Origin of the sequence: Streptomyces sp. NPDC057010 (assembly GCF_042673805.1) — a bacterium.
Lineage (GTDB): Bacteria > Actinomycetota > Actinomycetes > Streptomycetales > Streptomycetaceae > Streptomyces.
In genome coordinates this window covers 25,487-46,429 of the sequence record NZ_JBHUSC010000053.1, presented here as the reverse complement: position 1 = coordinate 46,429, position 20,943 = coordinate 25,487, and the positions used below count along the sequence as shown (strand labels likewise).

The following is a 20,943-nucleotide window of genomic DNA, read 5'->3' as shown; positions in this document are numbered from 1 at the left end:
GTCGCATCCCGTACGACGGCCCCCGGGGCGGCGCTCGCGGAGGCGGGCGCCGACACCCTGTTCGCGGAGCCCGGCCCCGCCGCGGCGCCGCCGGCCGCGCACCCGGCACCCCACCGCGACCAGGCCGACCACACCCCCAAGGCCCCGGCCCAGGGGCAGGGCTGGGGCCCCGACATGGGACCGCCCGCCACGTTCGTGCTGCTGCGGCACGGGGAGACCGCCCTCACCCCGCAGAAGCGCTTCTCCGGCAGCGGCGGCTCCGACCCCGAACTGTCCCCGGCCGGGCGGCGCCAGGCCTCCGCGGTCGCCGAGGCGCTGGCCGCCCGCGGCACGATCCAGACGGTCATCAGCTCCCCGCTGCGCCGCTGCCGCGAGACCGCCCAGGCCGTAGCCGACCGCCTGGGCCTCCCGGTCACGGTCGAAGAGGGCCTGCGCGAGGTGAACTTCGGCGCCTGGGAGGGGCTGACCTTCGCCGAGGTGCGGGAGAGGTTCCCGGACGACCTCCAGGCGTGGCTGGACTCCCCGAAGGCCGCCCCCACCGGCGGCGGCGAAAGCTTCACCGCCGCCACCCGCCGGATCTCCGCCACCCGGGACCGGCTGCTGGCCGCCCACGCGGGCCGCACGGTCCTGCTGGTCACCCACGTGACCCCGGTCAAGATCCTGGTCCGCCTCGCCCTGGGCGCCCCGCCGGAGTCCCTGTTCCGCATGGAACTCTCCGCGGCCTCCCTCTCGGCGGTGGCGTACTACGCGGACGGCAACGCCTCGCTCCGCCTCCTGAACGACACGTCCCACCTGCGGTAACCGGCCCGGGTGGGGCGGCGTCAGGAGGCGGTGCCGTACCGGTTGACCTTGACCACGTTGAACGAGGGGACGGTCAGGGTCCCGCCGAGGGCCGTCCGGTAGCTGTACGAGCCCAGGCACTGCACGTAGAGGACCACCAGGTCGTCTTCCACGACGTCCTCGATGACGGTGGACACGCCCAGGAAGTAGGCGTTGTCGTCGTAGTCGTACGACTTGGACGCCGCGAGCCGGCCGGGGCCGATGTTCGCCCGGAAGATGTTCCTGCCGGTCGCCGCGTCGAACTGGGTGATCCTGCCGTAGATCTTGTAGCTCTTCCCCACGTGGGCGTCGGGGTCGCGGACCATCTTCTTGTAGTCGCGCTCCTCCAACTCCGTGTAGTCCGACTCCTTGAACACGAACGACGGCGTCGGACTCGGCGTCGGGGTGGGCGTGGGCTTCGGCGACGGGGTGGGGGAGGCCGTCGGGGTCGGCGGCCGGCCCGGGTCCGCGTGGTACGCCTCGTAGGCCTTCACCACGAACCCGCTCGCCTGGTCGCAGGTGTTGGCGTACGAGGCCGTCGCGAAGCCGTCCGCCGGGCTCGGGCCGTTGGGCTGGACCGGGCCGGGGTCCTTCTCCTCGGGGGCGTCGGAGAACGTGACCGTGGTCTGCTGCATGCAGCCCGCGGCGTTGGCTATGCCGATCTTGGAGACGATGTCCTGGGCCTTGCCCGTCCAGTTCATCGCGGTCAACTTCACCTGCACCTTGCCTTCCTGACAGGTGATGCCGGTGACCTGGATGCCGAAGGCCTGGTCCCGGTGTAGGTAGGGGTTCTCGGACTTCTGGCTGACGCCCATGCAGTCCTTCCACCCGGACGCGGCGACGCCGGCCGACGCCGTCCCCTCAGGCCTGTCGGCTCTGCCGGCTCTGTCGGCACTCTCGCCGCCGCCACCGGACAGGACGGCGCCCGCGGCGGCGGAACCCGCCAGGGCCAGTAAGGATGCGGCGGCGACGGCGACCGCCCGCTGGCGGTTCCGCGGCACGGGAACCGGCGGCGCCGCCGCGGGCGGGTCGTACGGGGGTGGCGGGGGCGGAGTCTGGGGCGGAGGCGGGGTGTCCACGGGGCATCTCCTCGAATCGGTCGCGCCCCACCGGCTGTTACCTCAGGTAAGGGCCGGTGGATGTTAACGAGGTATCGGCGACACCTGAAGCCCCGTCTCACGCCCCGGCACTCCCCGCGAGCACACCGACGGGCCAGCGCGCACATGCGCCCGCCCCCGGATTTGCTTCGGACCCCGCGGGGGCTTCGTGCTGCCGTCTCAAGATGCGCACGAGGCCAGCGATTTCACGGCGCTCTGTGTAGCCTCCCCTGGCCGCTGGCACCTTTTGCCGGCAGGGCATCCCGTGACCAGAAGGATCCGTTTTGAAGAAGGCCATCTCCCTCTCGCTGGCTGTCCTCGGTGCCCTGGCGCTGTCCGGCTGCGGCCCGTCGGAAGACAGCGCCAAGCCCGCTGCGGACGTGTCGCCCACGCTGGTGACGTCCACGCCGTCCCCCGCCGCGCAGACCGTCGACCTGACCTGTGCCGTGCCCGGTAAGAAGGTCCCGATCTCGGCGGACTACCGGGTCCTCAAGCCGGGTGACACGACCACCGGCGGGAAGAAGTTCGACATCACCGTGAAGGAGGTCACGGACCCCTACCCGATCGGCAACGAGTACACGAAGCGGGACATGGAGGCGGCGGGCAAGCGTGTCATCGGGCTCACCCTGTCGGTCACCAACAAGGCGGGCGAGCCGCAGAGGTTGGACCGGGGCATCTTCTCCGCGGCCGTGGACGAAGACCTGAACTGTGCCTCCGTGAGCGACGTGCTGGGCGTGGTGGATTCGGATGACCCGAAGTTCCCCGCGTACATGGCGGAGCCGCTGGACAAGAACCTGGGCGCGGGCAAGACCACGGAGCTGCACCTGGCGTACGACACGGGCAAGGACATCAAGACGCTCACCCTGTACTTCGTGACCGGCTCCGACACGGCGTCTCAGGTCTTCGCCGGCGTCGCCCTCTAGCCGCACGCGCCCCTGCGACAGACTGGTCGTCGACTCACTCGCGCCGCCGTGTGCGGACGGCGGCAGCGGTGGGGGCCGGGTCAGTCAGTGCTGCCGTACCGGTCGATCTCCTTGACGTAGAACGTCGGCGCGGTCATGGAGCCGCCCAGGGTGGTCTGGTAGGTGGTGTCGAACCCCACCTGGACCTTGGCCTCGAAGAGATCACCCTTGACGACGCCGTTCAGCTTCCCGGTGGGGACCAGCTCGGTGAGGATGCTGTTCGTGTCGCAATCGGCGAGGAACCCGTACTTGGGCTGCTTCTTCTCCCCGCACGTGTTCGCACGGACCGACGTGGTGCCGGTCGCGGAGTCGGCCTGGACGATCTCGCCGTAGAGGGTGAAGCAGCCCATGAGGTGAGCGGTGGTGTTGCGCACCATCTGCTTGAACTCCCGGTCGGAGACCTTCTTGTACTCGCCGGTCTCGGTGCACGACGGCTTCGGCTTCGGCTGACCGTGCTTGACGGGGCAGGTGGAGCCCTTCTCGATGACGGACAGCTCGACCGTGGACGCGGCGGTAACGGTCACGGTGCTCGAAGTGACCAGGCCGCAGACGGTCATACCGTTCGGGTCCGTGGGCTTGGGCTGGTCGGAGAACGGCGACACCCAGGAAATGTTGTCCTTCGTGATACCGGCAGCGGTCAGAGCGGTCACGGACTGCTCGTAGGGGACGTTCACGACACCGCTGATGTTGGAGATCAGCTTCGTGGGTGTCGGGCTCGGTGACGGGGAGGTGGCAGCGGAGCGGGATGCGCTCGGGCTGCTGCTCGTGTCCGGCGTGGCCGTGCTGGTGGTGTTGCCGCCGGCGAGGAGGTAACCGGCCGTGGCGGCGGTGATGCCGACGACGACGGTGGTGGCGATGACCGGGATGAGCCAGGCCGGGCGCGTACGGGGCTCAGGCTGCGGGGCGGGCACGGTCGGTGGCTGCGGCGGTATGGGCGGGGTGGCCACGGTGCCGGTCTCGGCGGCTTCGGGGCTGTCGGGCTGGTCGGACATGAGGTGGGTTCCTTTCAGGGAGCTGTGGCTGGTGGTGTTCGTCGGGCGTCCTGGCCGGCGTCGCCCTCTGAGGTGCGGTGACAGAGGACGTCCCCGGACACGTCACGGGGTGTTCCTCGGTGGCGTGGGGCGGGGCTGGCCCGGGTCCGGGCAGGCGTGCGCCCACCAGGCGTTACTTCAGGTAAGGGGCGGGTGATGCTAACCAGGGATTCGCGTCACCTGAAGGGCCGTCTCATACGGTGGGAGTCGCCGGCCGGCGGCGCTGCGGATCTCGGCAAAACTCGTTCCCGGAAAGGGACATGGGGGAGCGCCCCTCGGGTCGCCGGCCGCGCCGTGGACCCGGCACCGAGCCCGTCCGAGGAGGGGCCGCGGGGAAAGCGCGAGGCCCTGACCTGGGCACGCCAGGTCAGGGCCTCGGTGGCAGAGCGAGCCGGCCTGTACGCCGGGTTCTGTCGCCCGGTGACCTCGCGGTCGCCGGGGAGACGGCCATCCATCTAGGACCGGCGTTGCCGCCGGCCTCGTGCGGTCTACCCGCGAACTCGGGCGAGCAGCCCTCAAGCGTCCGCGCAGACCCGTCCGGGGACGGATCCTCTTGACCTTGCTCCAGGTGGGGTTTACCTAGCCGCCTGAGTCACCTCAGGCGCTGGTGGTCTCTTACACCACCGTTTCACCCTTACCGGAGGCCGAAGCCCCCGGCGGTCTGTTTTCTGTGGCACTGTCCCGCGGGTTACCCCGGGTGGGCGTTACCCACCACCCTGCCCTGTGGAGCCCGGACGTTCCTCGGCGGGATCCGAAGACCCCGACGCGGCCGTCCGGCCGACTCGTCTGCCGTGGTGGCCATGTTACCCGGGGCGACCGGCTCGCCCGACCGTGCCCGTGGCCCGGCGGCCGTCACGGCACGCTGAAGAGGATCTTCTGTACGTTGAGGCCCGCCTCCGGGTCGGCCAGATCGAGCTTGGCGTGGATGCTCGCACCGAGCACGAGGCCCGCGCTCGCCGACGTGACCCGCCCCATCACGGGGGGCTCCGCCAGGTACGCCAGACCCCCCGACGCCGGCGCGGGCGCGTCCACGTCGGTGTCGATGACCGCGGCGTCGAAGATCTCGCCCTCCCGCTTCCTGAGCAGGGCCGCCTCCACGATGTCCACGGATTCCCGGTCCGCCGTGCCTCCCTTTCCGCCGGCCATCCTGGCCGGCAGGCCGTCCAGGGCGGCGAGCACCCAGGCCGGCGGGGGCTGGCCCGCGCAGGCGGCCACGCACAGCTCACCGCCGTACCGGTCGACCAGGCGCCGCATCGGAGCCGTGCAGTGCGCGTACGGGGCCGCGATCGACGCGTGCAGGGGGAACGGGGGGAGGACGCCGTCGCGGAAGGTCGTGTACTCCGCCCGCTTGAACAGGCGGGTGGCCTCGTGGAGGAAGGCCGCGTGGTTCTGCAGGGCCGGGTCGAGGGTGCGGATCCGCTCGGCGTACGACATGTGGTCCGGCCAGTCGATGCCGAGCTGCCGGGCGATCACGCGCAGGCCCGGCACCGGGTCGGGCGTCCGCTTCCGCTGGGTCCGCAGGACGCCCGCACCCGTGTCCAGCATGATCTTCGCCGCGGCCATTCCGGTCATGAGGGAGATCTGCTCGTTCCAGCCGTCCGTGCCGAGCGGCGCCCGGTAGTGCAGCCGGAACTCTCCGTCCTCGAAGGTGACCTCCTGCTCCGGCAGGAGGAGCGAGACGGCGCCGCGCTCGGCCTCGACGGCCTCGCGCAGCGTGCCGATCTCGCGCAGCAGGGCGACGGACTCCGGGGCCGTACCCGCCTCGATGTCGTGCTGGACGCCCGCGTAGTTCAGCTTGGCCTGGCTGCGGACCAGGGCGCGGCTCACGTTCGAGTCGGTCACCTCGCCGTGGGCGTCCAGGTCGTGCTGCCACAGCAGGGCGGGGACGGTCTGGTACGGCAACAGGCTGGCCGCGCCCTCGGAGAGCACGGGCGGGTGCAGGGGCACCTTGACGTCGGGGAAGTACAGCGTCTCGACGCGTTTGTTGGCCTCGGCGTCCAGCGGGCCGCCCGGCGTGACGAAGGCGGCCATGTCGGCGATGGCGTAGTGGACGCGGTACCCGCCGCCCGGCCGCCGTTCCAGGTACATGGCCTGGTCGAGGTCCTGCGATTCCGGCGGGTCGATCGTGAAGAACGGCAGGTGGGTGGCGTCCTTGTGGGACAGCGCGGGTGCCTGCGCGGCCGCTGCGGCGGCCTCGAGCACGGGCGCGGGGAAGTCCGCGGGGGTGTGCAGCTCGGCCCGGAGCTTCTGCAGGGCGGTGCGCAGTGCGGCCTTGGCCGCGTCGGACATGTGCATCGGACGACGGGGCATGGCCCGAGCGTAGGTCGGCGGGCACGGAGCGGCACGGCGAGCGGGGCCGGGCGGGGCCGGGCGGGGCCGGGGCGGGCCGGGGCAGGGGCCGGGGCGGGGCCCGGCCGGGCGAGGGGGAGGGGTGCCGCGCGGGAGGGCCTACGCTGTCATGTCGGGGCCGCACCCCCGCGCTCGTACGCGAAGAAGGAGAACCACCGTGCTCGTGCTGCTGCCGCCGTCCGAGGGAAAGGCCGCCGGCGGCTCCGGCGCACCCCTGAAGCCGGAGGCGCTGTCCCTGCCCGGCCTGGCCGGGGCGCGCGCGGCCGTCCTGGAGGAGCTGGTCGAGCTGTGCGCGGCGGACGAGCTCAAGGCCCGTGAGGTGCTCGGCCTGAGCGAGGGGCTGCGGGGCGAGGTCGCGAAGAACGCGGAGCTGCGCACGGCGGTGGCCCGCCCGGCGGGGGAGATCTACACGGGCGTGCTGTACGACGCCCTGGGGCTCGCCGGCCTCCCGGCGCAGGCGCGGGCGGCGGCCGAGGACGCGCTGCTCGTGTTCTCGGGGCTGTGGGGCGCGGTGCGGATCACCGACCGGATCCCCTCGTACCGCTGCTCGATGGGCGTGAAGCTGCCGGGGCTGGGGGCGCTCGGCGCGTACTGGCGCGGCCCCATGGCGGAGGTCATGCCCGGGGCGGCCGGCGAGGGCCTCGTCCTGGACCTGCGGTCGGCGGCGTACGGATCCGCCTGGAAGCCGAAGGGGGAGGTGGCCGGGCGGACGGCCACCGTGCGGGTGCTGCACTCGCAGGTGGTGGACGGCGTGGAGAAGCGGTCGGTGGTCAGCCACTTCAACAAGGCGACGAAGGGCCGGCTGGTGCGGGACCTGCTGCTCGCGGGCGCGGCCCCCGCGTCCCCGGCGGAGCTGGTGACGGCCCTGCGGGACCTGGGCTACGTGGTCGAGTCCGAAGCGCCTGCCAAGCCGGGCAAGGCGTGGTCCCTCGACGTGGTGGTCACCCAGATCCACTGACCCCCGGGCCCGCACCCCCCTGCGTCACCGCCGTCAGCGGCCCAGGGGCCAGGCGACTGCCGCCGGGGTCTGGGCCGAGGTGCCCGCGTACTCGGCGCAGGCGTCCGTCAGGGTTTCCAGGAGGGTGAGGGGGTCCGGCAGGGGGAACTCCATGCCGCGCAGCCAGGTCACCGACTGGTCACCGGGGAGGGCCGCCGGCGGGACCAGGACGTAGCTGCCGCGGCAGTGCCACCGCAGCCCCGGGTGCTCGTCCATCGTCTCGGGATGGCAGTCCAGTTCGCACGGCCACCACTCGTCCTCGTCCTCCGGGGTGCCCCGCGTCGCGGTGAAGAACAGCATGCGGGCCTGGTCGCCCGTACCGCCCGACTCGGCCACGGGTCCGACCTCGATGCCCGCCTCCAGCAGGCGGGCCAGGGCGGCGGCCCCGGCCTCCAGCGGGACGTCGAGCACGTCGTGGACCATGCCGGTCGCGGTGATGAAGTTGGCCTGGGGCTGGTTGCGCGCCCAGCGCTCGACCTGTGCGCGGTCGGTGGTCGACTGGGTCTGCCAGGCGAAGGAGAGCGGGTGCCGGGCCGGCGTCGGACAGCCGATCCGGTCGCACGAACATCGGTAGCCGGCGGGATGGGCGGCGGGGGCGAGCGGCAGACCGGCGGCGGCGACAGCCAGCAGGAGGGCCTCGCGTTCGCGTCCGGGGTCCTCGGCGGCGGGTTTCCGGCGCCGAAGCAGCCACTGGGAAATCCTGCTCTGCTCGCCGCGTTTGAAGCGGCCGGACTCGGACCCCATCTAACCCCTCACCTCACCGTTGCCCCGGCGGACCTTCACATGGTCCCACCATCCTGAGCCCCGGGTGACCGCTCTCCACGACCGGGGGGTTCCGGATGGGCGGCCGTCAATCCCCATATACGTGTGGAATTCGGGCAATTGGGCTCCGGCGGGGCTGCGCTCCGGCTAGTCCGCGGTGACGGATGCCACCCCGCCCAGCACCCGGTCCACCAGCGCATCGGCATAACCATGCGTCAGCGGAGCGGTCCGCAGCAGCCAGCGGTACGTCAGCGGGCCGACCAGCATCTCCACCGTCAGTCGCAGATCCGTGTCCGGCGCGAGCCGGCCGGCCTCCCTCGCCGTGCGCAACCGCGCCTCGTACAGGGCCAGCTGCGGCTCCAGCAGCTGCTCGGTGAAGCGGGCCCCGAGCGCGGGGTCGCTCGCCCCGGCCGCCGTCAGGGCGCGGAGGGGGGCCTCGTACTTCTCGTCGTTCAGCTCGTCCACGGTCGCCCGCAGGACGTACTTCAGGTCGGCCGCGAGGTCCCCCGTGTCCGGGAAACCGGCCCACCCGTCCGCCGCCTCCGCGTCCCCGGCGAGCGCCAGCGAGGCTTCGAGGAGGACGGCGGCCTTCGACGGCCACCACCGGTAGATGGTCTGCTTGCCGACCCCGGCGCGCGCCGCGATGGCCTCGATCGTCAGCCTGTCGTAGCCGACCTCTCCGACGAGGGCGAGCGCGGCGTCGAGGATGGCGCGCCGGGAGCGGTCGCTGCGGCGGGTGGCGTCAGGGGTCTTGGACATGCGGCCAAAATATCAACCGAGACGTCTCGTCTTCCCCGCCTTCTCCTCGTCCCGTAAACCACCCGATCAGTTCACTGCGTTGTCCTGCTTGAGGAGAGACGATTCTCTCCACTGCTCGTCGTGAGTCGTGAAAGTCGTGTAAGTCGTGAGGAGCCTTCTTTGCGCAGAGACGCCACACCCCGGCGCTACCTGATGTGCCCACCCGCACACTTCAAGGTCACGTACTCCATCAATCCGTGGATGGACCCCACGAAACCGGTGGACCTGCCCCTCGCACTCGCCCAGTGGGAGGACCTGAGGGACCGCTACCGCTCCCTCGGGCACACCGTCGAAACCCTCGTACCGGACCCCGCCCTCCCCGACATGGTCTTCGCGGCCAACGGGGCCCTGGTCGTCGACGGCCGGGTGCTCGGCGCCCGGTTCGCCTATCCGGAACGGGCCCCCGAGGCCGAGATCCACCTCGACTGGTTCCGCGCCCACGGCTACCAGGACGTCCACGAGCCCTCCCACGTCAACGAGGGCGAGGGGGACTTCGCCGTCACGGCGGGCTACATCCTGGCCGGCCGCGGCTTCCGCTCCAGCCCGCTCTCGCACGACGAGGCGCAGGAGTTCTTCGGCCGCCCGGTCATCGGCCTCGACCTGGTGGACCCGCGGTACTACCACCTGGACACCGCGCTCAGCGTGCTCGACGGCGACGAGGTCATGTACTACCCCGGCGCCTTCTCGGCGGGCAGCCAGGCCGTGCTCAGGCGGCTCTTCCCGGACGCGCTGCTCGCCGACGACCAGGACGCGGCCGCGCTGGGACTGAACGCGGTCTCGGACGGCCTGCACGTGCTGCTGCCGCAGGCGGCGACCGGGCTGCTGGGGCCGCTGCGGGACCGCGGGTTCGAGCCGGTGCCGATGGATCTGGGCGAGCTGCTCAAGGGCGGCGGCAGCGTGAAGTGCTGCACGCAGGAGCTGCGGCCCTAGCGGGTCCCGGGCCGTCGGCGGTCTCCGGGCCGTCGGCGGTCCTCGGGCCGTCGGCGTTCCCCGGCCGTCGGCGGTCCTGTGCCGCCGACGGCCCCCGGACGCCCCCGGCTACGGCTGCGGCGGCCAGTCCTGGCCCCAGTCGGCGTCCCGCGCCGCCTTGTAGAGGTCGCCGTGGCGCTTGGTCACGGTGGCCCGGGTCAGCCCCGCCGCAGGACCTTCCTCGGGACCGCACAGGTCCAGCAGGACGAGCCCCTTGCGGATCTGCGGCTTCCGCGTGATCCGGGAGGGCGCCGGGCGGACCGGGAAACGGGCCGCGGCGACGTAGCTGAACTTCTCGTCCTCGTACGGCAGGGAGCCGCCCTTGACCTGCCGGTGCAGGGAGGAACGGCTGACGCGCGCCGAGAAGTGGCACCAGTCCTTGCCGACCTCGATCGGGCAGGTCCCGTCGTGCGGGCAGGGGGCGGCGACCTTGAGGCCCGCCGCGATCAGCTGGTCGCGGGCCTCGCGGATGCGGAGGTAGCCCTCCGGGGTGCCGGGCTCGATCAGCACCACGGCCTGGCCGGCGCGGGCCGCCTCGGCGACGACGGCGGTGCGGGCCTGCGGGGTCAGTTCGCCCAGCACGTACGAGACGGTCACCAGGTCGGCGTCGGGCAGGGACAGCCCGGCGCCGATGACGGCCCGCCGCCAGTCCGCCGCGCGGAGCACGGGCGAGCCGGAGGCCGCGGCGAGCTCCTTGCCGAGGGCCAGCGCGGGCTCCGCCCAGTCGAGGACCGTGGTCTCGCGGGGGCCGTCCCAGGTGGCGTCCACCGCCCAGGTCGCGGCGCCGGTGCCGCCGCCGACGTCCACGTGCGAGCCGGGGGCCCAGCCGGCCGCGGCCTCCGCGAGCCCGTCGAGGGCGGACCGGACGGCCTCGAAGGTGGCGGGCATCCGGTACGCCGCGTACGCCGCCACGTCGGAGCGGTCGCGCAGGACGGGGGAATCGGTGGGGGTCTGCCCCCGGTAGCTGGCGATGAGCCGCTCGACGGCGGCGGACGCCTGCTTGGGCGGGAGCCCGTCGAGCAACCCGGCGAGGGCGCTGCGGAGGGTCTCGGCGGTGGTGTTCACCAGCGAAGTTTACGGCCCCGCCCGGCCCCGCCCCCGCCGTCGCCCCCGCCCCCTGGGCTTACTCCGGGCGCGGACGCCAGGGGCGGCACATCGTGAGGAAGCAGGCCACCGACAGGAGGGCGCAGGTCACCTGCACCAGGGCCATGGGGACCGCCGTGGCCTCCCCGGCGATGCCGACCAGCGGGGACGCGATCGCGCCGACCAGGAAGGAGGACGTGCCGAGCAGCGCGGAGGCGGAGCCCGCCGCGTGCGGGGTGCGCATCAGGGCCTGGGCGTTGGTGTTCGGCAGGACCAGGCCCATCGCCGACATGAGGACGAACAGGGCGGCCGCGATCGGGGCCAGGCCGACCTCCCCGAACACCCCGGTCGACATGAGGAGGAGGGACACCGAGGCGAGGGTGATGACGCCGAGTCCGACGGCCAGCGCCTTGTCCAGGCTGACCCGCCCGACCAGCAGCTTGCCGTTGATCTGCCCGACGGCGATCAGGCCCACCGAGTTGACCCCGAAGAGGAGGCTGAAGGCCTGCGGCGAAGCACCGTAGATCTCCTGCACCACGAACGGGGACGCGGAGATGTACGAGAAGAGGACCGCGAAGGCGAAGCCTCCGCAGAGGGTGTAGCCGGTGAAGACGCGGTCGCCGAGGAGGCCGCGCATGGTCCGCAGGGACGAGCCGACGCCCCCCGTGTGCCGGCGCTCCGGCGGCAGCGTTTCCGCGAGACCGCGCCACACCGTCAGGGTGAGGACGGTGCCGACGGCCGTGAGGATGACGAAGACGCCCCGCCAGTCGGCGAAGCGCAGCACCTGGCCGCCTATCAGAGGGGCGATGATCGGGGCCGTGCCCGAGATCAGCATCAGGGTGGAGAAGAACCTGGCCATCTCGACGCCGTCGTACAGGTCGCGTACGACGGCTCGTGCGATGACGATCGCGGCCGCCCCGGCCAGCCCCTGGAGCAGGCGGAAGGCGATCAGCAGCTCCGCCGTCGGGGCGAGGGCGCATATCGCGGTGGCGAGGACGTACACGATCATGCCGGTGAGCAGCGGCCGGCGGCGGCCCCACTTGTCGCTCATCGGGCCGATGACCAGCTGGCCCAGCGCCATGCCGGCGAGGCAGGCGGTGAGGGTGAGCTGCACGGTCGCGGCCGGGCTGCGCAGCGCGGCGGTGACCTCCGGCAGGGCCGGGAGGTACATGTCCATGGACAGCGGGGGCAGGGCGGTGAGCCCGCCGAGTATGAAGGTGACGAGCAGGCCGGTGCGGCGTGCAGCCGTCAGGGGGGTGACGGCGACGGGGGAGGAAGGGGACGCGGGCGACGGCCCCGTCGCCTCGCTCGCCTCGGTGGGCTCGGCTGCGGGGGGCGTCGCGGGGGCTCTTTCCGACATACGGAACTCCAGTCCTCTGATCTGCGCTGTGCACCCCTGACCGCCCCATGCTCTCAGCTATCGGAACGTCCCGGGGCCGGAGCCCGGTGTGACGTACCCTGCGGCCCCATGAACGCAACTGCCAAGAAGATCGCCGTGGTGACCGGAGCCGGCTCCGGCATCGGCCGTTCCGTCGCCCTGGCCCTGGCCGCGGCCGGCTGGGCCGTGGCCGTGGCGGGCCGCCGGGCCGAACCGCTGCAGGAGACCGCCAAGGCGGCCGGGGACGACGCCGACGTGCTGTGCGTGCCGACGGACGTGAGCGATCCGGGTGAGGTGACTGCTCTGTTCGAGGCGGTCCGCGCGCGCTACGGGCGCCTCGACCTGCTCTTCAACAACGCGGGCACCTTCGGCCCGGGCGGGGTCCCGCTGGAGGACATCGGCTACGAGGCGTGGCGCTCCGTCGTGGACGTCAACCTGACCGGCGCCTTCCTGTGCGCGCAGGCGGCCTACCGGCAGATGAAGGAGCAGGACCCGCAGGGCGGCCGGATCATCAACAACGGCTCCATCTCCGCACACGTGCCGCGGCCGAACTCCATCGCCTACACGGCGACCAAGCACGCGATGACGGGCCTGACCAAGTCGCTGTCGCTCGACGGGCGCCCGTACCGCATCGCCTGCGGCCAGATCGACATCGGCAACGCGGCGACCGAGATGACCGAGCGGATGCAGACCGGCATCCTCCAGGCCAACGGGCAGCTGGCCGTCGAGCCGGTGATGGACGCCGCCGACGTGGCCCGCACGGTGCTGCACATGGCCGAGCTGCCGCTGGAGGCGAACGTGCAGTTCGCGACGGTGATGGCGACGACGATGCCGTACATCGGGCGGGGCTGAGCAACCCCGTTGCCAGGGCGGTGGGACGCGGTTGATCATGGTCGGATGACCACCGATACCGAAGTACTGCGCTACACCGCCTTCTCCCGGGACCCCGAGGGCGGCAACCCCGCCGGGGTCGTGCTCGACGCGGCCGGGCTGGACGACGCGGCCATGCTGGAGATCGCCGCCGGGCTCGGCTACAGCGAGACGGCCTTCCTGACGGCCCCGCCCGAGGGGCTCGGCGGGGAGCCCGGGCGGGCGTTCACCGTCCGCTACTTCAGCCCGAAGGTGGAGGTGCCGTTCTGCGGGCACGCCACCGTGGCCACCGCCGTTGCGCTGGGCGAGCGGCTCGGGCCGGGCGACCTCCTGTTCGCGACACGGGCCGGGACCGTGCCGGTTTCCGTCGCCGCCGAGGAGGGGGTGCTGCGGGCCACGCTGACCAGCGTCGAGCCGCACACCGAGGAGATCGGGGCGGCCGACCTCGCCGAGGCGCTGGCCGCGCTGGACTGGCCGGAGGCGGACCTGGACCCGGCGTTCCCGCCCCGGATCGCCTACGCGGGAGCCCGCCACCTGGTGCTCGGCGCCGCCACCCGGGCCCGCCTCGCGGACCTCGCCTACGACTTCGCCCGGCTGGAGGCGCTGATGCGGCGGCTGGACCTCGTCACGGTGCAGCTGGTGCACCGGGCGGGGCCGGCGGAGTTCCACGTACGGAACCCCTTCCCGGTCGGCGGGGTCGTCGAGGACCCCGCGACGGGCGCCGCGGCGGCCGCCTTCGGCGCGTACGCGCGGGAGCTGGGCCTGGTGCCCGAGGAGGCCGTCCTCACCCTCCACCAGGGTGCCGACATGGGGCGGCCGGGGGTGCTCACGGTGACCCTGCGGGCCGGCGACCCCCGGGTCAGGGTCGGCGGTACGGGGGTGCGGATCCCGTGAGCGGGTGCGGCCCGTGGGTCCGCGGATGAGGGTGCTCGGGTTCGCGGAGGCCGACGTGCCCGAGGGGCTGGCCCGGCAGGTCGCGGAGCTTGAGGACGCGGCCTGGCCGGGGGCCTCGCCCGGGCACGATCCGGCGCTCGCGCCGCGCGCACTGCTGCTGATCGACGCCGACGGCAACGTGGCCGCCTCGCTGGCGCTGCTGTTCAAGGAGATCCCGCTGGCGGGACGGACGTACCGGGCGGCCGGGCTCAGTGCCGTCGTCACCCGGCCGGAGGCACGCGGCCAGGGGCTCGGCGGCCGGCTCGTGGCGGCGGCCCGGGCCGCGCTGGCGGGCGATCCGGCCGTGGACCTGGCGGTGTTCAGCTGCGACCGGCCGCTGGCGCCGTTCTACGAGGCGGCCGGCTTCGCCGAGCTCCCCGGCACGGTCCTGGTCGGCGGGACGCCCGCGGAGCCGCTGGCCACCGACCGACCCGGCTTCGACAAGGCGGTGGTGGCGGCCTTCTTCACGCGGACCCCGGACCGGGACCGGGCGGCCTTCACCGGCGTCCGCGTCCCGCTGTACCCGGGCGTGATCGACCGGCTCTGGTGACCCGGATACGGCTCAGGGGCCGTCGGTGACCGGCGCGAACGCCGCTCACCGACAGCCCCTGCGGACGCCGGCTCCCGTCAGCTGACCTGCGTCGTGTCCTGCGGCTGCGCCTTCGGGGCCGCCGGGCGCGCCGAGTCGTAGAAGAACAGCACCAGCACCGGGATCACGTACAGCGCCCACACCGACAGCTGGAGCACCGTCGGGTCCGGCTGGAAGTTGAAGACGCCCTTGAGCAGGGTTCCGTACCAGCTGTCCGGCGGGATCGCCGAGCTGATGTCGAAGGCCCTGGTGTCCAGGCCGCCCAGGAAGCGGGCCTCCTGGAGGTCGTGCACCCCGTACGCGAGCACGCCCGCGGCCACGACCACCAGCATGGCGCCGGTCCACTTGAAGAACTTCGCGAGGTTGATCTTCAGGGCGCCCCGGTAGAACAGCCAGCCCAGCACTATCGCCGTCGCGATGCCCAGCAGCACGCCGATCAGCGGCGCCGACGAGCCCTCGCCGCTGGCCCGTACCGACGCCCACACGAACAGCGCGGTCTCCAGGCCCTCGCGGCCCACCGCCAGGAAGGCGGTGGCCACGAGCGCGCCGGTGCCCATGGCGAGCGCCGAGTCGAGCTTGCCGTGCAGCTCGGCCTTCAGGTGCCGCGCGGTGCGCTTCATCCAGAAGACCATCCACGTCACCAGACCCACCGAGATGATCGACAGGCTGCCGCCCAGCAGCTCCTGCGCCTCGAAGGTCAGCTCCTGCGTGCCGAACTCGAGCATGGCGCCGAACGTGAGCGAGAGCGCGCACGCGATCCCGATGCCGAGCCACACGGGACGCAGGGCGTCCCGGCGCTCGGTCTTGACCAGGTACGCGACGAGGATGCAGACGACCAGGCTGGCCTCCAGCCCCTCGCGCAGGCCGATCAGATAGTTGCCGAACACGGCGGTTGTTCCTCTCCAGGCTCTACGAGCGGTACGGCGACGGGGGCTACGCGAACAGCGTCCGGCCCCACCAGTCGTCCTTGTCGCGGACGCCCGGCGGGACGGCGAAGATCGCCGAACCCACGTGCTGGATGTACTCGTTGAGGACGTCGGACTTCGCCAGGTTGCGCTGGATCGGGATGAAGCCCTTGCGGACGTCGCGCTGGTAGGCGAGGAAGAACAGGCCCGCGTCGAGGCGGCCCAGCCCGTCCGTGCCGTCCGTGAAGGAGTAGCCGCGCCGAAGGATCGTCGCGCCGTTGTTGGTGTCCGGGTGCGCGAGGCGGACGTGCGCCTCGGGCTTCATCGCCTTCAGGAACGGCTCGTCGCGCTCCTTGGACTTGCCGACGGGGGCGCCTTCGCCCTTGTCGCGGCCGAAGATGTCCTCCTGCTCCTGGAGGGGGGTCCGGTCCCAGATCTCGATGTTCATCCGGATCCGCCGGGCCACCAGGTAGGAGCCGCCGGTCATCCACTCGCTGCCGTCGCCGGCGCCGACCCACACGTGCTTGTCCAGGGCCGCCTTGTCGGTGCCCGAGATGTTCCGGGTGCCGTCCTTGAAGCCCATCATGTTGCGCGGGGTCTGCTCTTCGGGCGTCGTCGACGAGGTCTTGCCGAAGCCCAGCTGCGACCAGCGCACGACGGTCTTGCCGAAGCCGATGCGGGCCAGCTGGCGGATCGCGTGCACGGCGACCTGCGGGTCGTCGGCGCAGGCCTGGACGCAGATGTCGCCGCCGGAGCGGGCCGCGTCCAGGTTGTCGCCGGGGAACAGCTCCAGGTCGACGAGCGCGTCGGGGCGCTTGCCCTCCAGACCGAACCGGTCCTTGGCGAACAGGCCCGGCCCGAAACCGATCGTCAGGGTGAGGCGGGAGGCCTTCAGGCCGAGGGCCTCGCCGGTGTCGGTGGGCGGGGCCTCGGGGGAGCCCTCGTACACGTCGCCGACGGGCAGGCCGGCCGTCATCAGGCGGGCCGCCTCGGTCCACTCCTTGAGGAGCTTGATCAGCTCCTCGCGGCTCTTCGTCTTCACGTCGAAGGCCGCGAAGTGCAGCCGGTCCTGCACGGCGCTCGCGATACCGGCCTGGTGCTCACCGTGGAACGGCACGGCCGAACCGGCGGAGGCCGCCGAGACCATGTCCGAACCGCTGCCGAACGCGGCCACCGCGCCGCCGGCCGCGGCCGCGCCGAGCGCGAGCCCGGCACCGCCCCAGCCCAGGAGGGCGCGCCGCGAGGGCGCGGCGGCTTCCTGCTGCTCCTGCTGCTGCGGCTGCTGCGCCGCGGACTCCGACTCGGTCATGGTGTTCTCCCGCCTCCTTCGACCCTGCTCGTTACTTGGTGACCGCGGCGGCGAGCTTGGAGAGCGGCTCGCCCAGCGCGCTGACGCCGTCCGAGAGCTCCTTGCGCTCCGGCTCGCCGACCTTGTCGTAGGCGGTGAAGTCGTAGGAGGCCTTGTCGGCGCGGTACTTGTCCAGCAGCTCGTTCATCGCCGTGAACTGGGCGTCCAGCTGCTTGACGAGCTCCGGGTCGTTCTTCGAGGCGATCGGCTTGAGCAGCTCGTACGCCTTCTGCGCGCCCTCGACGTTGGCCTTGAAGTCGACGAGGTCGGTGTGGGAGTAGCGCTCCTCCTCACCCGTGACCTTGCCGGAGGCGACCTCGTCGAGGAGCTCCTTGGCACCGTTGGCCATCGAGGAGGGGGTGATCTCGGCGGTGCCGACCTTCTTCTGCCAGTCGGTCAGGTCCGCGATCAGGGTGTCGGCGAGCTTCTTGTCGTTCTCGTCGATCTTGTTGTCGGCCCACAGGGACTTCTCCAGGCGGTGCCAGCCCGTCCAGTCCTTCGCCGGGTCCTGGCCGGCCTCCAGGCCGTCCTCGCGGACGTCGACCTTCGGGTCGATGTCGCCGAAGGACTCGGCGACCGGCTCGGTGCGCTCCCAGCCGATGCGGGAGGCGGCGTAGAGCTTCTTCGCGGTCTCGATGTCGCCGGCCTTGACGGCGTCGGCGAAGGCCTGCGCCTTGGGGAGGGTCTCCTCGGCCTGCTGGACCACGTACGCGCGGTAGGCGGCGACCGCGGCGTCCGCCTCGGGGCTGCGCTTCTCCTCGGCGGCGCCCTTGCCGGTGGCCTTGACCTTCTGGCTGATGCCGTCGCCCTTCATGCCCGGCTTGCAGACGATCTCGTACTCGCCCGCCTTGATCTCGGCGGTGATGGAGGCCTTGGTGCCCGGGCCGATGTTCTCGCGCTCGGTCACGATGCGGGCGTCCGGGAAGAGGACGTAGACCTCGGTGACCTTGGAGCCCTTGTTCTCGACGTCGATCTGCACCTTGCCGGCCGGGAACTCGGTCTTCGACACCTCGCAGGCGCTGTCCGAGGCCGCCACCTTGATCGCGCCGTCGCCGCCCGCGTCGCCCTTCTGGGAGCAGCCGGTGACGGCGGTCAGGGCCGCCGCGACGGATGCGGCGGCGATGACGGTGAGGCGGGCGGGGCGCATGGGGGCTCCTGGGCGTCGGACGTGGGGCCCGTCCCAGGGGGGAGGGCCGGTGAGGCGGACCTAACTTAACCGAGGCTTACCTGACCCATACCCACTCGTCCAGTGATTCAGCTCTCACCTCGCGGCGCCGGACACGGCGTCGTCACGGCACTGCCATGGCAAACCCATGGCCGAGTCAAGCGGAAGTCAAGTCGGAGTGACCGTTCCGTACGGTGGGACGGCCTTCGCCGCGTACTGGGACCACAAGCGGAGCGGCGGCGCACGCCCCCGCTCCGATCGGGCCGTGCTTGAATGCCCGGGTGAACGATCTCGACGTCCTGAGGGTCTTCTGCGCGGCCGACGGCCGGTTCGGCAACCTGCTCGGTGTCGTACGCGAGGGCCGCACCTGCCCCGACGACGCGTCCCGGCAGGCGCTCGCCGCCGAACTGGGCTACAGCGAGACGGTGTTCGTCGACGACCCCGAGCGCGGGGTCGTCGACATCCGCACCCCCGGCACGCGGATGTCCTTCGCCGGGCATCCGCTGGTCGGGCTGGCCTGGCTGCTGGACATCGAGGAGCTCCAGCCGCCGGCCGGCTCCGTATGGGCCCGTGACGACGGGGAGTTCACCTGGATCACGGCCCGCGCCGAGTGGGTCGAGGGCAAGCGCACCGAGCAGTACGGATCCGTCGCCGAGGTCGAGGCGCTGCCCGCCCCGCCGCCCGGCGACGGCTGGCTGTACGCCTGGGCCTGGGAGGACGAGGCCGCGGGCCGGGTACGCGCCCGAGGCTTCCCGCGCCGTGCCGACGGGGTCATCGCCGAGGACGAGGCCACCGGCTCGGCGGCGATCCTGCTGACCGCGCAGCTGAACCGCGCCCTGAACATCACCCAGGGCGCCGGCTCCCAGATCCTCACCGCCCCCGGCCCCGACGGCACGGTCGAGATCGGCGGCCGCGTCCGCTTCGCGGCGCCCCCCGCGGCGGCTACGCGCTGAGCGGGAACTGCTCGCCCAGCTCGCGGAAGACCGCGCCGTTGAAGTCGAAGGCGCGCTTGCACTCGTCGATGATGCGCTGCTTCTCCAGGTCGTCGGCGGCGATCGCGTCGAGCAGCTCGCGGTAGGTCCGCTTGAAGGCGGCCGGGTTGGAGATGTCGGCGAAGACGTAGAAGCGGACGCCGTCGCCCTTGCGCTCGAAGCCCCAGGTCCGCTCCGCCTTGTCGCGGATGATCTGGCCGCCGGAGAGGTCACCCAGGTAGCGGGTGTAGTGGTGGGCGACGTACCCGCCGGGCCACTCGGCCGCGCACTGCGCCACCCGGGCGGCGTAGGCCTCGGTCGCGGGCAGCGCCGTCACGCTGCCGCGCCAGTCCGGGCCCCGCAGGTGGGCCAGGTCCCGCTCGATCTCGGCGACGCGCATCAGCTCGGGCCGGATGAAGGGTCCGGCGACCGGGTCGTCCCTGAGGGACTCGGCCGCGTCCTCCAGCGCCCGGTACACGAACCACAGCTGCTCGGTGTAGCGCGTGTAGGCGTCGACGCCGAGCCGCCCGCCCAGCAGGTCGCTCATGAAGGTCGACGTCTCCGCCTCGGTGTGCTGCTCGTGCGAAGCGACGCGGATGACCGTGGAGAAGGCGTCCAAGACCGACCTCCGGAAATGGGGGAACAGGCGTGGCGGCCGCGCCGCCACACCCGATCCTCCTGCTTAGGTATGCCTAAGTCAATGTGTTCCCGACGCCTTGTCGGTAAAAAATGGGCCCGGCCGCGCGGAGCTACGGCAGGGTCAGGATGTCCGCCCCGCTGTCCGTCACGACCAGTGTGTGCTCGAACTGCGCGGTCCGCTTGCGGTCCTTCGTGACGACCGTCCAGCCGTCCGCCCACATGTCGTACTCGTGGGTGCCCAGGGTCAGCATCGGCTCGATGGTGAAGGTCATCCCGGGCTCGATGACGGTGGTGGCGTGCGGGCTGTCGTAGTGCGGGATGATCAGGCCGGAGTGGAAGGACGAGTTGATGCCGTGGCCGGTGAAGTCCCGGACGACGCCGTAGCCGAAGCGCTTCGCGTACGACTCGATGACCCGGCCGATGATGTTGATCTGGCGGCCCGGCTTGACGGCCTTGATGGCCCGGTTCAGCGCCTCGCGCGTCCGCTCCACCAGCAGCCGCGACTCCTCGTCCACCTCCCCGCACAGGTAGGTGGCGTTGTTGTCGCCGTGGACGCCGCCGATGTACGCGGTCACGTCGAGGTTCACGATGTCGCCGTCGCGCAGGACGGTGGAATCGGGGATGCCGTGACAGATGACCTCGTTGACCGAGGAACACAGGGACTTCGGGAAGCCCCGGTAGCCCAGCGTCGACGGGTAGGCGCCGTGGTCGCACATGTACTCGTGCGCGACCCGGTCCAGCTCGTCGGTGGTCACCCCCGGGGCGATCAGCTTGGCGGCCTCTTCCATCGCCTGGGCGGCGATCCGGCCGGCGGTGCGCATGGCCTCGATGGTCTCGGGCGACTGCACCTCCGGTCCGGTGTACGGGGTGGGCGCGGGCTTGCCCACGTACTCGGGCCGGCGGATGTTTCCGGGAACGGAACGGACGGGAGAAAGCTCCCCTGGTACGAGCAGCGACTGGCCAGACATGCAAGCGAGTGTATCCAGCGGGGATGGGGCAGCATGGCGGCAGAGACCGGTATCGAGAGGAGCCCGACAGCGATGCCCCTGTTCAAGAAGCGCCAGGTGGGCAAACCGGGCGAGTGGTACTACTGCCTGGTCCACCAGAAGGTCGAGGAAGGCCCCGAGTGCCCGGCGAAGGACCGTTTCGGCCCGTACGCGACGCCCGATGAGGCGGCCCACGCCATGGAATCGGCGCAGGAACGCAACCTCGAATGGCAGAACGATCCGAAGTGGAACGACAAGACCCGCGAGGACGAGGAAGGCACGGCGCAGTAGG

21 protein-coding genes and 1 other RNA gene are annotated in these 20,943 nt (G+C 72.1%); 9 read left to right on the top strand and 13 right to left on the bottom strand.

Annotated features, from left to right (window positions below; translation table 11 throughout):
* Window positions 1–801: histidine phosphatase family protein (locus ACFTXQ_RS30490; RefSeq protein ID WP_382646873.1), on the top strand; the 801-nt coding region annotated here is incomplete at its 5' end.
* A gap of 20 nt (window positions 802–821) precedes the next feature.
* Here ACFTXQ_RS30490 and ACFTXQ_RS30485 read toward each other — a convergent pair.
* The gene (locus ACFTXQ_RS30485; protein WP_382646870.1) at window positions 822–1,898 is read right to left on the bottom strand and encodes a hypothetical protein; all 1,077 of its coding nucleotides are present in this window, start codon (window positions 1,896–1,898) and stop codon (window positions 822–824) included.
* 302 nt (window positions 1,899–2,200) lie between these two features.
* Here ACFTXQ_RS30485 and ACFTXQ_RS30480 point away from each other — a divergent pair, with 302 nt between their 5' ends.
* Window positions 2,201–2,839, top strand: a complete 639-nt coding sequence (locus ACFTXQ_RS30480) for a hypothetical protein (RefSeq protein ID WP_382646867.1) — start codon at window positions 2,201–2,203, stop codon at window positions 2,837–2,839.
* Between the two features lie 80 nt (window positions 2,840–2,919).
* On the opposite strand, the gene ACFTXQ_RS30475 is transcribed toward ACFTXQ_RS30480, so the two are convergent.
* From ACFTXQ_RS30475 to ACFTXQ_RS30465, 3 genes are all read right to left on the bottom strand, one after another.
* A complete protein-coding gene (locus ACFTXQ_RS30475) occupies window positions 2,920–3,870 on the bottom strand; it encodes a hypothetical protein (RefSeq protein WP_382646864.1) in 951 nt (316 codons plus the stop codon).
* A gap of 422 nt (window positions 3,871–4,292) precedes the next feature.
* An RNA gene (gene rnpB / locus ACFTXQ_RS30470) (RNase P RNA component class A) lies at window positions 4,293–4,694 on the bottom strand.
* Between the two features lie 67 nt (window positions 4,695–4,761).
* A complete protein-coding gene (locus ACFTXQ_RS30465) occupies window positions 4,762–6,219 on the bottom strand; it encodes a ribonuclease catalytic domain-containing protein (RefSeq protein WP_382646861.1) in 1,458 nt (485 codons plus the stop codon).
* Between the two features lie 196 nt (window positions 6,220–6,415).
* Between ACFTXQ_RS30465 and yaaA the strand changes: the two genes are divergently transcribed.
* Entirely contained in the window at window positions 6,416–7,216 is an 801-nt protein-coding gene (yaaA, locus tag ACFTXQ_RS30460) for a peroxide stress protein YaaA (protein WP_382646858.1), read from the top strand.
* 33 nt (window positions 7,217–7,249) lie between these two features.
* Here the strand turns inward: yaaA and ACFTXQ_RS30455 are convergent, their stop codons facing one another.
* Together ACFTXQ_RS30455 and ACFTXQ_RS30450 are read right to left on the bottom strand one after the other, a co-directional pair.
* On the bottom strand, window positions 7,250–7,999 hold the full coding sequence (locus ACFTXQ_RS30455) for a bifunctional DNA primase/polymerase (RefSeq protein WP_382646855.1): 750 nt from the start codon (window positions 7,997–7,999) through the stop codon (window positions 7,250–7,252).
* 165 nt (window positions 8,000–8,164) lie between these two features.
* Complete coding sequence (locus ACFTXQ_RS30450) at window positions 8,165–8,776, bottom strand: TetR/AcrR family transcriptional regulator (protein ID WP_382646852.1); 612 nt, start codon at window positions 8,774–8,776, stop codon at window positions 8,165–8,167.
* A gap of 120 nt (window positions 8,777–8,896) precedes the next feature.
* On the opposite strand from ACFTXQ_RS30450, the gene ddaH reads away from it, so the two are divergent.
* Window positions 8,897–9,745 carry a dimethylargininase gene (gene ddaH / locus ACFTXQ_RS30445; protein ID WP_382646849.1) on the top strand — a complete coding sequence of 283 codons (849 nt, stop codon included), beginning with the start codon at window positions 8,897–8,899 and terminating at the stop codon, window positions 9,743–9,745.
* Between the two features lie 108 nt (window positions 9,746–9,853).
* On the opposite strand, the gene ACFTXQ_RS30440 is transcribed toward ddaH, so the two are convergent.
* Both ACFTXQ_RS30440 and ACFTXQ_RS30435 read right to left on the bottom strand, forming a co-directional pair.
* Window positions 9,854–10,849 carry a small ribosomal subunit Rsm22 family protein gene (locus ACFTXQ_RS30440; protein ID WP_382646846.1) on the bottom strand — a complete coding sequence of 332 codons (996 nt, stop codon included), beginning with the start codon at window positions 10,847–10,849 and terminating at the stop codon, window positions 9,854–9,856.
* A 58-nt stretch (window positions 10,850–10,907) separates the two neighbouring features.
* Entirely contained in the window at window positions 10,908–12,227 is a 1,320-nt protein-coding gene (locus ACFTXQ_RS30435; protein ID WP_382646843.1) for a multidrug effflux MFS transporter, read from the bottom strand.
* Between the two features lie 108 nt (window positions 12,228–12,335).
* On the opposite strand from ACFTXQ_RS30435, the gene ACFTXQ_RS30430 reads away from it, so the two are divergent.
* Genes ACFTXQ_RS30430 through ACFTXQ_RS30420 form a run of 3 tightly spaced genes read left to right on the top strand, consistent with a single transcriptional unit; the run spans window position 12,336 to window position 14,598 of the window.
* Window positions 12,336–13,097: an SDR family oxidoreductase gene (locus tag ACFTXQ_RS30430; RefSeq protein ID WP_382646840.1), complete on the top strand. Its 762-nt coding sequence runs from the start codon at window positions 12,336–12,338 to the stop codon at window positions 13,095–13,097.
* A gap of 45 nt (window positions 13,098–13,142) precedes the next feature.
* Window positions 13,143–14,009 (top strand): PhzF family phenazine biosynthesis protein, encoded by an 867-nt coding sequence (locus ACFTXQ_RS30425; RefSeq protein WP_382646838.1) that lies wholly within the window; start codon window positions 13,143–13,145, stop codon window positions 14,007–14,009.
* A 25-nt stretch (window positions 14,010–14,034) separates the two neighbouring features.
* Window positions 14,035–14,598, top strand: coding sequence for a GNAT family N-acetyltransferase (locus ACFTXQ_RS30420; protein WP_382646835.1), 564 nt, complete (start codon window positions 14,035–14,037; stop codon window positions 14,596–14,598).
* A 77-nt stretch (window positions 14,599–14,675) separates the two neighbouring features.
* Here the strand turns inward: ACFTXQ_RS30420 and efeU are convergent, their stop codons facing one another.
* Genes efeU through efeO form a run of 3 tightly spaced genes read right to left on the bottom strand, consistent with a single transcriptional unit; the run spans window position 14,676 to window position 18,037 of the window.
* A complete protein-coding gene (gene efeU / locus ACFTXQ_RS30415) occupies window positions 14,676–15,524 on the bottom strand; it encodes an iron uptake transporter permease EfeU (RefSeq protein WP_382646832.1) in 849 nt (282 codons plus the stop codon).
* A 46-nt stretch (window positions 15,525–15,570) separates the two neighbouring features.
* Window positions 15,571–16,851, bottom strand: coding sequence for an iron uptake transporter deferrochelatase/peroxidase subunit (gene efeB, locus ACFTXQ_RS30410; RefSeq protein ID WP_382646829.1), 1,281 nt, complete (start codon window positions 16,849–16,851; stop codon window positions 15,571–15,573).
* 31 nt (window positions 16,852–16,882) lie between these two features.
* On the bottom strand, window positions 16,883–18,037 hold the full coding sequence (gene efeO / locus ACFTXQ_RS30405) for an iron uptake system protein EfeO (protein ID WP_382646826.1): 1,155 nt from the start codon (window positions 18,035–18,037) through the stop codon (window positions 16,883–16,885).
* Window positions 18,038–18,336: 299 nt separating this feature from the next.
* On the opposite strand from efeO, the gene ACFTXQ_RS30400 reads away from it, so the two are divergent.
* Entirely contained in the window at window positions 18,337–19,008 is a 672-nt protein-coding gene (locus ACFTXQ_RS30400; RefSeq protein WP_382646823.1) for a PhzF family phenazine biosynthesis protein, read from the top strand.
* Here the strand turns inward: ACFTXQ_RS30400 and ACFTXQ_RS30395 are convergent.
* Together ACFTXQ_RS30395 and map are read right to left on the bottom strand one after the other, a co-directional pair.
* Window positions 18,998–19,645: a heme oxygenase (biliverdin-producing) gene (locus tag ACFTXQ_RS30395; RefSeq protein WP_382646820.1), complete on the bottom strand. Its 648-nt coding sequence runs from the start codon at window positions 19,643–19,645 to the stop codon at window positions 18,998–19,000. The two genes, ACFTXQ_RS30400 and ACFTXQ_RS30395, sit on opposite strands and share 11 nt — an antisense overlap.
* 130 nt (window positions 19,646–19,775) lie before the next feature.
* On the bottom strand, window positions 19,776–20,633 hold the full coding sequence (gene map, locus ACFTXQ_RS30390; RefSeq protein WP_382646817.1) for a type I methionyl aminopeptidase: 858 nt from the start codon (window positions 20,631–20,633) through the stop codon (window positions 19,776–19,778).
* A 72-nt stretch (window positions 20,634–20,705) separates the two neighbouring features.
* Between map and ACFTXQ_RS30385 the strand changes: the two genes are divergently transcribed.
* Window positions 20,706–20,942, top strand: coding sequence for a hypothetical protein (locus ACFTXQ_RS30385; RefSeq protein ID WP_382646814.1), 237 nt, complete (start codon window positions 20,706–20,708; stop codon window positions 20,940–20,942).
* Window position 20,943: the final 1 nt, after the last annotated feature.